Source organism: Shewanella inventionis (assembly GCF_019931735.1).
Taxonomy (GTDB): Bacteria; Pseudomonadota; Gammaproteobacteria; order Enterobacterales; family Shewanellaceae; genus Shewanella; species Shewanella inventionis.
Window position 1 is genome coordinate 1402378 of the sequence record NZ_CP082926.1, and the last position, 15241, is coordinate 1417618.

Genomic DNA, 15241 nt, shown 5'->3' on the forward strand with positions numbered 1-15241 from the left:
TTCTGCCTTTTTAATGGTTTTGATGCTGCATTGTCCTAGGATTAATGAATAAGATACATTGCTTTGTTTGTCGACAACATCAGCTGTAATCCCTTCGCAGTAGAGTAACGTGCTTTAAGCCCTTGTTCAGATGGTTCACCAATTAAACTTGGACTTCTCCAAATAACATTGCTGTTAACATCGTGTTTTTCAATATGATAATCTGTGTCTTCTTCGCTGAAGTATGCTTGCCCGACTTGAACTGCGACAAAATAGCCTTGGTTACTGCTGGTGGTTTCATCGATAGCAATGCCAAAAATTGAACGCTTGATGGCTCTAGTGTCTTTTTCAACAAGGGTTAAGTTGGCTATTTCGTATGTATAGATATTGCTGTTATTTTCATAATGATCAGTGTTAATACACATCAGTTCTTGTTGTGTGTCACTATCTAGGTTTATTAACGTCAAATACTGGCAGTTTTGATTTATAAACGATTGTTCTGACAGTGAACTCGTGTTTAGTGTTAGTAGGCTTACGGTATTATTTCGGGCCACAATCACGGTTTTTTCATTGATGACAAAGTCGGTAATATTGCTTTCAAAACTGTATTGGGCAATTAGGCTTTGGTCGTCAATATTAACGATTTTGAGTGTCTTGCCGTCGGCATAAATGGCATCTTCAAAACCATCTTGGTTAATATCAAATGCCTTAATCGCGCCAATATCAGATTGACTGCTGGTGGTAGATTGCCAGTGGAAGCTATAGTCAAATAACTGCATGACACCCATCCCTCCGTCGTAATACTCTGTTGTTGGCAGTAGTAAATCGCCAAAGCCGTCGTAGTTATAATCAGTGGTGACGGCATGGAAGCTCCTATCCCAGTTTGAGGATATTTGCTCACTTAATTGGTAAGATCCATCAGCTGCCATTGTCAGGATTCGACTGCCTTGATAGCCGTTTGCGGTTTGCGGTACAAAGAATACGGCTTTTTCATCATTATCAGTGATAGTTGACCAACCTGCACTGCTAAAAGAATCTAATTGAACGGTAGACGGGTTTTGTTTAATGTCGATGGTATTGATACCAATATCAGCCACAAGCAAACGATCTTCGGCAGTGGTCATTGTATCAACGCCCCAATGAAGTTCGTCTTCACCATCATTATCAGAGTCGCCGACAGTTAACGCGCTTACGCTAGAGTGTGGAGTATATTGAGACCATATTTGTGATAGCTCATTACTTGTTAACTTATAAGCATGCACTTCTCCAGACTGACATTCTCCCACCACTAATTCGTCGGCGGCGTCATTATCTAAATTCATGGTATTGATTGAACAAGTATTAGATACTTCAACGGTAGCTAATTGCGATTTATTGATAGCAGAGTAAATACTGACCGTTGACCAGTAATTCCCCCCGGCAATCTCATTAACGCCATCGCCGTTGTAATCACCGGTAGTCAGGACTCGATCTCCGAATGGTGTACTGTTAGCCCACTTGTTTTGCCAAGTTTGAGTATCATAAACCAAACCGCTATTGGTAATAAGTTCAAGACCAGGTTGCAGATCAACATTTGCAAAAATGACTTTCTGAGCATCAATGTTGACCGAAAATAATACATTAGATGGCGCAGACATGCTGATAACACTGAGTAGAGATTCCGTCTCATAAGCATTCACCCCTCGCGCATGCAAATAAGCGATTTCTGGAATGCCGTCACTATCAATATCATCGATTGCTGCGCTGAAAATCGTATCCTCAGTCGAGAATAGTTCGTATGACAACGCATTGAGATCGTTAATCACGCTAATACCGTGTGTTGTAATCAGCACAATATCATCACGATTATCTTTGTTGGTATCAAAAACCAACACTTGTTGTATGGTGCCTTTAGTGGCTAATTTAAATGGATAAAACCAGGTTTGTACGTAATTGCCATTTTGTTCGGTTAAAATAAACACCCTGTTATTATTATCAGTCGACACCAGTTCATTGCTACCGTCACCATTAAAATCTCCCACCCACATTGATTTTTCGTTACGAGGGACTTCAATTCCTGAGCGAGTTAATGGTAAAGGTTTATCTGCGTTTACATCGAGTGAAACCGATGCAGATTCGAGGATATTGCCATTGGAATCGGTAAGAGCAAAAACAAAGTCGACACTTTGTAAGGGGAAAAGATAGTCATTTCCGACTGACCAAGTAACAAGTCCCTGGCTGTCAATGGTCGCGCCACTAGGCCCTGAAATTAACGAGCCAATTTTAGCCGGATCAATATTGTCTGGGTCAGTGAGCAATGCACTAAATTGCACAGTTTGGCCAGATTGTATGTGGTTAGGTAGGTTAACGGCATTAAATTGTGCGGGTGAGTCGTTAATGGTAAAGAAAAAATAATCACTCTCAACTGTATTAATACCGTCGGAAACCACCATTGCCACTTTAACTTCATCCCCATAAACTGCAATGTGAGCTGGCAGAATGTAATTGGTTTGCCCGCTGACTAGCTGGCCATTAATATACCAGCGGTAACTGACAGTGAGTTGATCAAGACTGTTATCTGGATCGAAATAATGCCCTGGTGACACAGTCAGTGGTGTTGTTGTATATAACTGATAATTATTACCGCTTGGCGCATAAACTTCTGGCGGTAATGACATCTTAGCCACATCAACAAGCGGTTTATTTGATAAATTATTGGTGATTAAGTCATTAACAGATGCAAAGTAAGTACCTACATCATCAATGCCATTATTGTCTGTATCTTGGGTATATTTTACCGGGCCATTTAAAAACGCTAGCGTAGACGAATTGGTGCCCTTAACGATGATCTTTCCTTGTTCTAAATTTCCATCTAAAGCATTGGTCGATATGTTGAATTGACCTAAGGTGCTATGAAAATAAGCCCCTGAAATGACCCAATTAAATTGGTTGTTTTGATAGGATTGAGTTTGAGTTACCTGAAAAAGTGCTTGTGTTTGGCCTGAGTAAGTATAAAGAAGATTGGTTTTGATGCTGTTGCTGAATTGATCTGTATTGGGGGTTTCTTGGCTATTAATTCCATAGCTGCCAGTGAGCGATGTTGTGAGACTACCTTCTTTCCAAGATAAATTGTCAAAGTTAAAGCTAAAATTATATTGGCTGTCTGTGTTAGTTTTTAGCGAAAAGGCCATATTACCGTTGACATTATTGCTATAGCCGTCGCTACAATTATTGTAACTTACGGCAAGGTTTCCTGTAAATTGACTGCTTAATTGGCCTTTAAATTTGATACTGCCAGAGGTCGAACATTGGGCAGTAAAATCCACTTTTCCAGAGTTGGTTACATTATAATCAAGTTCTTCTAAATGTAAGTTAGGCAGTAAAACGCCTTCTCCAATAACCACTTTTTTAAACACATGTTGGGTATTTGCGAGGGTTAATGTCGTCAATGATTTGCTGCCAGTGTAGCGCGCGCTGACTAATTGCGATGCCGCGTTCTCTAACTCAATAGCATTATAGTTATTGGCGTTTTTAATAATATCAGACTGTGAGCTGGTGCCTGCTGGATTATCGGGTGTTTCACTGGATGTGTCAGAAGAGTCTCCGCCACCACCACAAGCCGAAAGAGAAAATAAAATCGCAAATGCGAGCGAGGAGCGGGTTTTCGTTAACATTTTTCATCCTTGCACAATGTTGTGAAAATACATTCTTAGAATGTAAATTAATTGTATGATTTTTGTTGTGTATACTAGGGTTTGACCAAATCCTTTGCAATGAAAATTTGCGCTTTAAGCCAGATATTATTATTGCTGTTAAAGGTACTGGCGTCTGGTTCAATAACGGATGGTTTTTTGGGGTATTTAGCTGCTGTGACAAAGGCTTAATGTTATTGATTTATTGTCTTTTAGCAGAGGGCTTTATGTCGGTGATTGTGGAGGGTTCGAATTGCTTAAGGTGAGGCGTAAAAAAGGCAGAATACGATTCTGCCTTTTTTACTCGCTGATTTGAGTTACTTGTCTGAGTTACTTGTCTGAGTTAGTTGAGCCAATTTTATGAATGGCTAAGTCAGCGCCAATAAATTCATGTTCCTGGCTTAAACGTAAGCTTGAGATTTTATTTACCATGCCGTAAACGATTAGACCGCCCATTAATGCGACAACAACACCAGCAACACTACCGACTAATTGAGACATTAAGCTTACCCCGCCAAGGCCGCCCAATGCTTGCTGGCCAAAAATGCCTGCTGCAATACCGCCCCACACACCACATAAACCGTGCAATGGCCACACACCTAAAACGTCATCTATTTTACTGCTACGTTGTAATTTTGTGTATACCCACACAAATAAGCCGCCAGCGACACCGCCGACTATAAATGCACCGACAGGATGCATTAAATCAGAACCGGCGCACACCGCCACTAACCCAGCAAGTGGCCCGTTATGGATAAACCCAGGGTCGTTTTTACCGACTATCAGCGCGATGATCGTGCCGCCCACCATGGCCATTAAACTGTTTACTGCGACTAAACCGCTAATGCCATCGAGTGTTTGTGCTGACATCACATTAAAGCCAAACCAACCCACAACGAGTATCCATGAGCCTAATGCTAAAAAAGGAATATTAGAGGGCGCAAACGCGATACCCGGTTTACGGCCGCGGCGAGCACCTAATATATAGATTGCTACCAAGGCTAGCCAGCCACCCATAGCATGAACCACAACTGAGCCTGCAAAATCATGAAATTGAGCGCCAAACTGACTCTCTAACCACGCTTGAAAGCCATAATTACCATTCCAGATAATCCCTTCAAATAAGGGGTAAACAAAAGCCACTATCATGGCTGAGGCAAATAAGAAGGGCCTAAAACTGCCACGTTCGGCAATACCGCCTGAAACAATGGCAGGAATTGCTGCAGCAAAGGTGAGCAAAAAGAAAAACTTAACTAATTGATAGCCGTTGTCAGCACTTAAGGTTTCTGCGCTCACAAAAAAATGGCTGCCATAAGCGATTTGATAACCAATGACAAAGTAAGCTATGGCTGAAAAGGCAAAGTCCGTAAGAATTTTTACCAGAGCATTAACTTGGTTTTTGTGCCTGACGGTTCCGACTTCTAAAAAAGCAAAGCCAGCGTGCATGGCTAACACCATGATTGCACCAAGTAAGATAAATAAAGTGTTCGCACTTTGTGCAATCACACCAATTGCATCGCTAATATTGTTCATTTCAGTCGCCATGTAAGGATTCTCTTTGGGAATTCATGTGCTTACTAAAGCAAAAGCCATTCCGTTTTTTCGCTATTATTATCAAGTTTCGTTCGTTTATGGTGCAAATGTATGAAAATGTTGCTGAAATGTTTTTGTTTATGCTCGATCGTTGTGCAATAAGTAAGCGTTATTGTGCTGAAAATGGGCCTGAATTTAGTGGAATATATCGAAATGGTACTAACACGGTGCACCAGCGCCTTATTTTGGTGCGGGGTGGTTAGCAGTGATTTAACATGATATTAACCTGTGGTTTAGGTTAATGTAATAAGTAGGTAATCTCAGATAATGATAGTCAATGCGCATCAAACAACCTTTTACCCGGTTAATTTGATTGGCAACAGGCTAACGAGTGACACGAAAATTTACCTTGGTAACGACAGACTAACGTTTTTAGTAAGGGTTTACATGTTGTTTACTGGGTTAGTCACAGCTGAGGTTAGCATTGCTAAGTGTGATGATTTAGGTGGCGTAGTCGCTGTATTTAGGGGGAAGTATGACAAATGTAAGAGTCGCTGGGGTAGGTATGATCCCCTTTTGCAAGCCGGGTCATCATGAGCCTTACCGTGTTATGGCGGCTAAAGCAATAAGGCTTGCATTAACCGATGCTGGGCTTGATGCTAAATCCATTGGCCAGGCTTATGGTGCCTATATTTATGGTGACAGTACCTGCGCACAGCACGCTTTTTATGATGTATGCCAAAGCGGTATCCCTGTTATTAACGTCAATAATAATTGTTCGAGTGGCTCAACGGCGTTGTTTTTGGCTCGCCAAGCAGTGTTGTCTGGTCAGGTTGAGTGTGCATTAGCATTTGGATTTGAAGAAATGCAGCCAGGTGCGTTAGGTTCACACTGGCAAGACAGAGAAAGCCCATTCGAGCGGCTTAATCCTGTATTACAACAATTTAATGCACCACAGGGGCCGATTGCATTACGTGCTTTTGGCGCGGCAGGGCGCCATTATATGGACAAATACCATGTCGGCGCAGAAATCTTTGCTAAGGTGGCTGAAAAGTCACGTAGACATGCCATTAATAACCCGTATTCGATGTTTTCTTCGCCACTCATTTATCAGCAAGTGCTCGACGATAAAGTAATATACGACAATTACCTCACGCGCTTAATGGCGTGTCCGCCAACTTGTGGCGCAGCTGCCACCATAGTATGTAGTGAACAATTTGCTCGCCAACATGGTATTGCTTCTCAGGTAAAAATACTTGCACAATCCATGGCAACCGACACCGAAATATCGTGGCAAGACCCCATTTATGCAGTTGGTAAGGCCATGACTCAACAAGCGGCTCAGCAGGTTTACCATGATGCAGGTATTAGCCCAAATGATATTGATGTGATTGAGTTGCATGATTGTTTTACCCCAAATGAGGTGATTACTTATGAGGCGCTTGGGCTTTGCCCAGAAGGTGGTGCAGCGCAATTTATTGCCGATGGTGACAACACCTATGGCGGTCGGTATGTGATTGGGCCATCGGGCGGTTTGATGTCAAAAGGCCATCCCATTGGAGCAACGGGGCTTGCTCAATGCACCGAATTAACCTGGCATTTACGTGGCCAAGCAGGTAACAGGCAGGTAGAAGGTGCAAGACTGGCATTACAACACAATGTTGGCCTTGGCGGCGCCGTTGTGGTGACCTTATACGGGATTTAGACGAAGATGATGTGCGGTAGCGATACTCAATACAGTGCGACTGTTTCACACTGCATTGGGTGCTATATATTTGATGCGATACTGCTGTTAAGCCGTTTTTTTCGTTTTACCACCAAAAGTGCGGCGACAAAATGTCACTAGGCTGAATGATAAAATGCCGGTGCCAATCAATGACACAAGCGTAATTAATGCCACATAACTGGCTGGCATGTTCAGACCATCGTGAAGTGGGCGTACAAAGCTGGCAACCCTGCCCGATAATGGTCTGTCGCTGTGTTTTAATGCCGACTCGATAACACCCGTAGTATGGTTGATGCTAATGCGGTCGGCTTCTCTTAACCAAACGCCTGGATGTTCATCAAATTGAATCGTAAACATTTGTGCCTTTGGTTTTTGGTTTTCGCCTTGAGGGGCCGCGGTTGGTTTTTTCCCTGGCTTAGTGCGTGGCTTGCTTACTGAAACTAATTCTGAGTTTGGCCACACCTGTTGGGCGTTAGTGAGCTGACTTAACCAATCATTGCCCTGGCTAACCGCAAACGACTGAGCAACAGGCTTTTGATTTAGCGCCCCAGTCCATAAACTGTTGTAAGTAATTAAAAAGCCGCTAACACATAATATAAATAACGGTATTGAGACAAACAGCCCTAATTGAATGTGGCTTTTAAGCAAACTGCTTGAGCGAGTGTTTTTAGGAAATGTTTGTTTTAAGCGAAAGCCATTACGCACTCGCCACCATAAATAAATCCCAATTAATGTGACAATACCGCCAGCCAAAGAGGCCCAAGCATTGATGTATTTACCGCCGTTGTCGATTAAAAAATTACGATGCAACCAAAAGGCGGTTTCATAAAAAGGTAGGTCGAATGAAGCGCGGCTAGCAAGCTCGTTTAACTCGCTGTCTAATGCGATGGCTTTACCGCGCGCAGTGGCTTGAATATAAGGGGTGTATTCTGTGGGAAAACGTACCGTGCTCATTTCAGGGTATCGCTCAAACACCCTTGCTAACGTTTCGGCTTTTTGTTCTAGGGTTAGCGGGACAAAGGTTTGCCCTAAACTGTCAGTGCGTTTTAATAAATCTACGCTGCCTAAATAAACCCCTGTTGTCAGTACAATTAACATTGTAATGCTAATAGTAAAGCCGACCCAGTTATGTATCCATTTTAGTGCCGAAACCATATTCATGTTGTTTGCTCAAATTACATTACAAAAAGCTGATTTTATTGTGCTTTTATATTGTGATGATAGTAAATAGAAATGGCGGCAATGATAATTAATCTCAATTAATTGTTCAATTAAAGAAGTGTAAAGATGGAGATTAACTCAGTAATACAGGGTTCGATATCTTAAGCCTTACTTATCCTATTTGAATGTTTTTTGTTTTAATTAACTGAAGTATATCGCTTAATTTTTATTCTTTCTTTGTTGTACATTTAAATGTGAACGATTGTTCAGAATGTATTTGAGCGATTGTTCAATTTATTGTATAGTTAACGCAATTCAACAGTGTTGTTGCTTAATTAATATTTGATAAGAGAGATCATGATGACTTCATTTACTATTCATACCGTAGAAAGCGCCCCGCAAGAAAGCAAAGCCATGCTTGAGGGTGCTAAAAAACAAATGGGTATGGTACCTAATTTGTTTGGCGTATTAGCCCAATCACCCAGCACATTAAAGGCCTATCAACAGTTGCATCAGGCTTTTTCAGAGTCGTCATTTAACGCAGAAGAACTCACTGTAGTTTGGCAAACCATTAACGTTGAGCATGAATGTACTTATTGTGTTCCTGCGCATACTGCGATTGCCAATTCAATGAATGTTGACCCAGCTATCACTCAAGCATTACGTAACAAAACCGCCTTGCCTAATGCTAAATTACAGGCGCTACACGATGCGACATTAAGCATTGTGCGTAACCGCGGTAATATTTCGGCAGCTGAACTTGAAGCCTTTTATGCCGCGGGTTACGGCCAGCAACAAGTGTTAGAAATCATTTTAGGCCTGTCACAAAAAGTGATCAGTAACTACACAAACCATGTTGCTCATACTCCAACAGATGACGCATTTAAACCATTTGCTTGGAAGTAAGCATAAACAGCGGTTTGCTCGATAACAAGGCAAGCTTCAATTTTGAATGTAAGGTCTAAAGGTCGATCGACTTAACGAGATTGACTCAGCTCTTAACTCGTTCATGCTTTTATTAAACCAATGTTTCTGACAAGCATTGGTTTTTTTATTTGGTTTTTATGGGCGGCTAAGTGAATGAATTTATTTCGATTGGTATCTCATGGGTTGTGTGCCATATTTTAAAGCAACGGTGTTGTTGAATGCCTTAACTTAAATGAGTAGGGCTTAATTATCTGATGTTAGGAAATCATATGTTCAGTAGCTTGCGTGCTTATCGCTCGTCGATCATTTTATTAAGTGCGCTGTTAATTGGCGGCTTATTTGGAGGCTTGTTTCCTGAGTGGGCGATTAAACTCAAACCCATTGGGCAAATATTTTTAAATTTGCTGTTTATGATCATCGTGCCATTAGTGGCAGTGAGCGTGATGTCGTCGATTGCTCATATGACAGATTTAAAAAAGTTAGGTGCCTTATTAGTGTCGATTATGGCGGTGTCGATTGTGATGGCGATTGTGCCATCTGTTGGCGTCGTGCTATTAGCGCTCGCTTACGATCCGGCTCAGGGGGTGACCTTAGATTTGGCTAATACGGTCGATGCGGCATCAGGCAGTATGGATTTTGTGAGCTTATTAACCACCAATGATTTTGTTGGGCTGTTGTCTAAGTCGAATATTTTAGCGTTAATCATCATGTCGGTGATTGGCGGTGTTGCCATTGGTCAATCTGGTGAAGATGGCCAGGTAGTCAGTCGGCTTTTAGATAGCGTGAATACGGTTATTATGAAAGTCATTTCAATCTTAATGTATGTTGCCCCCATCGGCTTGGGGGCATATTTTGCTGCCACCATGGCCAGCCAAGATACAGAATTAATGGGCACTTTTGCCCGTGCTGTGGGGTTGTTCTTTGTTGCCATGGCGCTGTATTTAACCGTGGGGTCAACGCTATATGCCTGGATTGGCGGTGGGGTAAAAGGAGTTAAACAATTTTGGCAGCACATGCTTGAGCCTGCCGTTACCGCTTTGGGCACCAGTTCATCTTTAGCCACTTTGCCTGTGACCATTCGCAGTGCCGCAAAGATGGGCTTGAATGAGCAGATTGCTGAAATTAGCCTGCCGTTACTGGTTAATTTAAACAAAGGTGGCGCCGCTGCAATTACCGCGTTAAAGATTGTGTTTATCTATTCGTTATTAGGGCTCGATTTCACTACCGACGTATTTATGCTGACCATTTTGATTTCGGTGTTGTCGGCCTTTGTGATTGGTGGCGTGCCAGGTGGGGCGTTTTTAGGTGAGATTTTTATTGTGACGACATTAGGGCTACCTATGGAGGTGATCCCGATTTTAGTGGTGATAGGGGCAATTACTGATGCCGCATCAACAGTGATAAATGTGGTACATGACTTAACCGCAACGCAAATTATTGAGCGGATTAATGGCAAGTATTATCAGGCGGTTGAGCACGAATAAACCTTAAAATAGCCGCCACAGTATTTGTATTTACTTAGGCGGCTATGCTTCGGGGGGAAGTCTTATTGCGCTTCGCTCAGTGCAAGCACGTCAAAGCATGCGCCCATGGTGTGGTAGTCGGTTTTACCGATAGGGCTTTTTTGGTCGCCCAGGATTCGCTTGCTTTCAATTAGTTTTGTCATTGGGCTTGTGACGACTAAGACTTAAGAGAAGCAATCTCGGGTTCAACAAGCCTGATTGTTGAATCGCAGAGCCTAGCAACGTATGATGCGTTTTTTGATTTAACCCCCCAAGTCTCAATTCAAATACTATGCGCCATTTAACTACTAGTTATCATCCTGATACGCCTCAAGAGTTTATCGAAAATATTCAAGCGACCATGCTAACGCGTTTAGCGGCGCGAGCGATTGTGCTGCGTGGTAATGAGATATTGATGTTGTATACCCAACGCTATCATGACTATTCATTGCCTGGTGGCGGTGTTGATGATGGTGAGCATATAGAGCAGGGCTTAATTCGCGAGTTACAAGAAGAAACCGGCGCGCAAGTGGTGGGCGATATCATTCCGTTTGGCTTATATCAAGAGTATCGCCCATAGCGCAGAGATGGCTTTGAGTCGGTAAACATGCTGTCTTACTGCTATGTATGCAATATTGCTGACGAACTCGCTGAGCCCCAATTTGAAGCCCATGAAATCAATAATGGCATGGTGCCCGTTTGGATGGATATTGATGCCGCGATTCAACATAACCTCGACACCATGGCAAATAGCAACAAAAAAGGCCTCTCGATAGAACGAGAGACCTTTATATTAAAGCTGATTAAAAAAGAGTTGTTATAGGGTTATCACCCCTTCACCGGTTCGCATTAATCAGCTTTTGTTCATTGGCTAAATAGGGTTATGCGCGCACCTGGCCAACACCACTCACCAGATACTTTTCAGTAGTGAGCGACTCAAGCCCCATTGGGCCGTAAGCATGTAATTTGCTGGTGGCAATACCAATTTCAGCGCCAAGACCTAGCTCGCTACCATCAGAGAAGCGAGATGATGCATTCACCATCACTACAGAGGCATCAACAGTGCGTTGAAAGCGTGCTGCAGTCAATTCATTTTGAGTACAAATCACTTCAGTGTGATGGCTACCAAAACGACGGATATGATTAATCGCACCGTCAAAGTCATCCACTTGCTTAATGGCGATTTCAAGGTCTAGGTACTCTTGACCAAAATCGTCATCGCCCATCACATTGCAGGTGTCAAAATACGCTTTTGCTTGCTGGCAGGCATTTATTCTCACGTTATGCTCTGCTAGTGCGTTGGCCGCTTTTGGTAAAAATGCTCCTGCAATGTCTTTATGCACAATCAAACCTTCGAGTGCATTGCATACGCCTGTTCGTTGGGTTTTGCCATTAAGTAGCAGTGATAGCGCAATATCAAGATCGGCTTCTTTGTCTATGTATAAATGACAAACACCTTTAAAGTGTTGAATTACTGGCACCTTACTGTTGTCGGTGACAAAGTTAATTAACCCTTCACCGCCACGTGGAATAATGACATCAATATAGTCACGTTGCTGCATCAGCTCCATCATTAAGCCGCGATCAGGATCGGGTACCACTGTAATGAGCGCTGGTGGTAACTGATATACTTCGAGCACTTTTTGCAAAATAGAGGCAATCATTTTACTTGAGTGCAGCGCTTCTTTACCGCCACGCAAAATGACCGCATTACCTGATTTAAAGCATAAGGCACCGGCATCGGCAGTGACATTTGGGCGCGCTTCATAAATCATACATACCACACCAAGTGGAACGCGCATTTTACGAATACTTAAGCCATTGGGTCTGTCACCTAAATCCCGTTGAATACCCACTGGATCGGGCAGTGATGCTACGGTTTCAATACCTGCAGCCATCGATTCAATACGTTCATTGTTTAACGTTAAGCGATCTAACATTGCTGCGCCCATATTGGCGCTTTGTGCATTGGCTAAATCAAGTAAGTTGGCTTTAATAATTTCATCACTATGAGCGCGAAGCGCCTTTGCCATATCAAGCAAAATGGTGTTTTTCACTTGTTCATCTACCACTGCTAATGTTTGCGCTGCAATGGCTGCGTTTTGAGATAACGTCTTAATTAAACTCATATTTGCTCCAAAATGGCGATGTCTTTATCTGAAATCAAGGGCCCGGTTTTTTGCTGTGCATTATTTGCAAACTCGCGGTCATCTTGATCAGATATAAAATGAAGTAAGCAACTACTGTAATTTGATTTGGCTTTTGCCAATTTAGTGCCATCGCCTTTGCGCACTAAAACAGTATCTCCAACGGAAAAGTTACCTTTAACGGCGACTACATCGTCACTTGTTAGTTGCGTATCTTGTTCTTCAAGGTCTGCGTTGAAATCGTTTTCAACGATTAACTCACCTTGTACTTGAGAGGTATGCGTCATCCAATGTAAGTGTTCTTGCATTGGTTCGTCATACGGGGTGAATAAGGTTCCTGGGTTTTGACCTTTTAGCAGTTGGTTAAACGTATCTGCATCAAAACCATCAACAATCATGGTTTCAATTCCGTGTGAGATGGCTTTTTCTGCTGCTTGTATTTTTGTGCGCATGCCGCCAGTACCCACGCTGCTGGTTGCACCGCCAGCCATTGCAAATATGTCTGGGTTGATATCGGTTACCTGTTTGATCAACTTGGCATCGTCATGCAAGTTAGGGTTTTTGGTGTATAACCCTTTTACATCAGAACAAATAATAAGTGCATCAGCATCAGAGGCCGCAGCAACCATCGCAGATAAATTGTCGTTATCGCCGACACGTAATTTGTCAGTTGTAACGGCATCATTTTCATTAATGATTGGCAGTAAACCATGGTCTAATAATGTAAAAATGGTTTCTTTAATACTCACATAACGTTCACGATCCCGAAGATCGCCGTGGGTAACTAGTAGCTGTGCCGATGGGAAATCAAATAGTTTGTCCCAAGTGGCCATCATGTCAGCTTGTCCTGCAGCAGCCATTGCCTTTTTCAGCGGTACACTGAGCTCTTCTACATCAGCAAAGCGGTGTTTCCCGGCTGCAACCGAACCCGATGACACGAGTACCACCTGACAACCTTGAGCGCGGCAATTTGCAATAAATTGTGCAATACCCAATAGATAATGACTGCTGCACCCCTGTTGATGAGGCGCAATAAGTGCACTGCCTACTTTAACGACAATGCGTTTCCAATGTGACGTTGACATTATATTCTCTCGATTATTTCTGCTCAGCTAGTACGCGGCCGGCTTCGTGGAAGGTATCAACTGTTTTTTCGCAAGGTTCAGTATCAATAGCACTCGTGACCCAAATCACCACACTGCTGACAATAAAGCCTGGGATCATTTCGTACATCATGCTCGATAATACTTTGCCATCGGCAAGGACAGGGGCATATATCCAAAATAGAACTGTAGCAGCACCTGAGACAATACCAGCCATGGCCGCTTTGTGGGTGAGGTTGTGTTTGTATAGACTAAATAAGATTAAGGGACCAAACGCTGCGCCAAATCCTGCCCAAGCATTACTCACTAATGATAAAATGCTGTTTGAGCGATCAAGCGCTAATAAACTGGCCACAACTGCAACGCCAGCAACCCCGAAACGGCCCATTTTCACCATTTCTTGTTCAGTGGCTTCTTTCTTTGAGATCACGCGATAAATATCTTCGGTTAGCGAGCTTGAAGACACCAATAGCTGTGATGAAATGGTGCTCATGATTGCTGCTAAAATTGCTGCTAATAAAAAGCCGCTGATCATCGGGTGGAACAGTAATTCTGAAAATACGATAAAAATGGTTTCAGGATCGCTTAATTTCATGTCGAACTTATTAGCGTAAGCAATGCCGACAAGGCCTGTTGCCAGTGCGCCAACGATGGTTACTGTCATCCAGCTCATGCCAATACGACGTGCTATTTTGATGTCTGAAACAGAGCGGATCGCCATAAAACGAACAATAATGTGTGGCTGACCAAAGTAACCTAAACCCCAAGATAAACTCGAAATTAATCCTAAAAGGGTGACGTTTTGCATGCCTTCAGAAAAATGCGGAATTGATTCATAGGCAAAGTTCATCATTTTGTCTGCTGTGGTAAATTCTTGGTAAGCCACTACAGGCACCAAAACTAACGCGACAAACATAATGCAGCCCTGAACAAAGTCTGTCAGGCTCACGGCCAAAAAGCCGCCGAGTAAAGTGTATGAAACAACCACGCCCAACGTCACGGCTAGCCCAAGCTCATAATTTAAGTCAAATGCTGAAACAAATAATTTACCGCCAGCCACTAAACCAGCTGAGGTATATAAAGTAAAGAAAATGACAATAATCACCGCGGCGATAATACGAACGTTGCTATTAGGTGCATGAAAACGTTTAGCAAAAAACTCAGGTATTGTGAGTGCGTTGTTTGCGACTTCGGTGTATACCCTTAGTTTAGGTGCCACAATAAGGTAGTTCACCAGTGCACCAATTAATAAACCAAGTGCAATATAGATGGTTTCAAACCCCACTAAAAACATCGCACCAGGTAAGCCCATTAGCATCCAGCCACTCATGTCTGAGGCGCCAGCTGAAAGAGCTGTAACCTGTGGGCTAACCTTACGGCCGCCAAGAATATATCCAGATACATCACTGGTAGACTGTTTATAGGCAAACAATCCAATGCCAAGCATGACCAGAAAATAAATTGCTAATGAAACATAGGTTAAATAATGCAT

At 42.7% G+C, this 15241-nt stretch carries 9 protein-coding genes and 1 pseudogene; 4 read left to right on the forward strand and 6 right to left on the reverse strand.

The features are described from left to right. Positions 1-41 precede the first annotated feature (41 nt). On the reverse strand, positions 42-3632 hold the full coding sequence (locus K8B83_RS06440; protein ID WP_188738597.1) for an FG-GAP repeat domain-containing protein: 3591 nt from the start codon (positions 3630-3632) through the stop codon (positions 42-44). Between the two features lie 348 nt (positions 3633-3980). Beyond that, positions 3981-5183: an ammonium transporter gene (locus K8B83_RS06445; RefSeq protein WP_188738595.1), complete on the reverse strand. Its 1203-nt coding sequence runs from the start codon at positions 5181-5183 to the stop codon at positions 3981-3983. Positions 5184-5718: 535 nt separating this feature from the next. Here K8B83_RS06445 and K8B83_RS06450 point away from each other — a divergent pair. Continuing rightward, positions 5719-6888, forward strand: a complete 1170-nt coding sequence (locus K8B83_RS06450; protein ID WP_188738592.1) for a lipid-transfer protein — start codon at positions 5719-5721, stop codon at positions 6886-6888. A gap of 87 nt (positions 6889-6975) precedes the next feature. Here K8B83_RS06450 and K8B83_RS06455 read toward each other — a convergent pair whose 3' ends face one another. Then, positions 6976-8070 carry a PepSY-associated TM helix domain-containing protein gene (locus tag K8B83_RS06455; RefSeq protein ID WP_188738591.1) on the reverse strand — a complete coding sequence of 365 codons (1095 nt, stop codon included), beginning with the start codon at positions 8068-8070 and terminating at the stop codon, positions 6976-6978. Between the two features lie 360 nt (positions 8071-8430). Between K8B83_RS06455 and K8B83_RS06460 the strand changes: the two genes are divergently transcribed. The 3 genes and pseudogenes from K8B83_RS06460 (at position 8431) to K8B83_RS06470 (ending at position 11322) form a co-directional block, all read left to right on the forward strand. After that, positions 8431-8976, forward strand: coding sequence for a carboxymuconolactone decarboxylase family protein (locus tag K8B83_RS06460; protein WP_188738630.1), 546 nt, complete (start codon positions 8431-8433; stop codon positions 8974-8976). A gap of 290 nt (positions 8977-9266) precedes the next feature. Next, complete coding sequence (locus K8B83_RS06465; RefSeq protein ID WP_188738589.1) at positions 9267-10481, forward strand: dicarboxylate/amino acid:cation symporter; 1215 nt, start codon at positions 9267-9269, stop codon at positions 10479-10481. A gap of 310 nt (positions 10482-10791) precedes the next feature. After that, a pseudogene (locus tag K8B83_RS06470) lies at positions 10792-11322 on the forward strand (NUDIX hydrolase). A 58-nt stretch (positions 11323-11380) separates the two neighbouring features. On the opposite strand, the gene K8B83_RS06475 reads toward K8B83_RS06470, so the two are convergent. Genes K8B83_RS06475 through putP form a run of 3 tightly spaced genes read right to left on the reverse strand, consistent with a single transcriptional unit; the run spans position 11381 to position 15241 of the window. After that, a complete protein-coding gene (locus K8B83_RS06475) occupies positions 11381-12628 on the reverse strand; it encodes a glutamate-5-semialdehyde dehydrogenase (protein WP_188738587.1) in 1248 nt (415 codons plus the stop codon). Continuing rightward, the gene (proB, locus tag K8B83_RS06480) at positions 12625-13731 is read right to left on the reverse strand and encodes a glutamate 5-kinase (protein WP_188738585.1); all 1107 of its coding nucleotides are present in this window, start codon (positions 13729-13731) and stop codon (positions 12625-12627) included. The genes K8B83_RS06475 and proB overlap by 4 nt, the downstream gene beginning before the upstream one ends. A 13-nt stretch (positions 13732-13744) precedes the next feature. Then, on the reverse strand, positions 13745-15241 hold the full coding sequence (gene putP / locus K8B83_RS06485) for a sodium/proline symporter PutP (protein ID WP_188738583.1): 1497 nt from the start codon (positions 15239-15241) through the stop codon (positions 13745-13747).

Excerpts from the sequence above, each read along its gene's own strand:
- K8B83_RS06440 (WP_188738597.1), bottom strand. The coding sequence starts at position 3,632 with ATGTTAACGAAAACCCGCTCCTCGCTCGCATTTGCGATTTTATTTTCT.
- K8B83_RS06445 (WP_188738595.1), bottom strand. The coding sequence starts at position 5,183 with ATGAACAATATTAGCGATGCAATTGGTGTGATTGCACAAAGTGCGAAC.
- K8B83_RS06450 (WP_188738592.1), top strand. The coding sequence starts at position 5,719 with ATGACAAATGTAAGAGTCGCTGGGGTAGGTATGATCCCCTTTTGCAAG.
- K8B83_RS06455 (WP_188738591.1), bottom strand. The coding sequence starts at position 8,070 with ATGAATATGGTTTCGGCACTAAAATGGATACATAACTGGGTCGGCTTT.
- K8B83_RS06460 (WP_188738630.1), top strand. The coding sequence starts at position 8,431 with ATGACTTCATTTACTATTCATACCGTAGAAAGCGCCCCGCAAGAAAGC.
- K8B83_RS06465 (WP_188738589.1), top strand. The coding sequence starts at position 9,267 with ATGTTCAGTAGCTTGCGTGCTTATCGCTCGTCGATCATTTTATTAAGT.
- K8B83_RS06475 (WP_188738587.1), bottom strand. The coding sequence starts at position 12,628 with ATGAGTTTAATTAAGACGTTATCTCAAAACGCAGCCATTGCAGCGCAA.
- proB (WP_188738585.1), bottom strand. The coding sequence starts at position 13,731 with ATGTCAACGTCACATTGGAAACGCATTGTCGTTAAAGTAGGCAGTGCA.
- putP (WP_188738583.1), bottom strand. The coding sequence starts at position 15,241 with ATGCATTATTTAACCTATGTTTCATTAGCAATTTATTTTCTGGTCATG.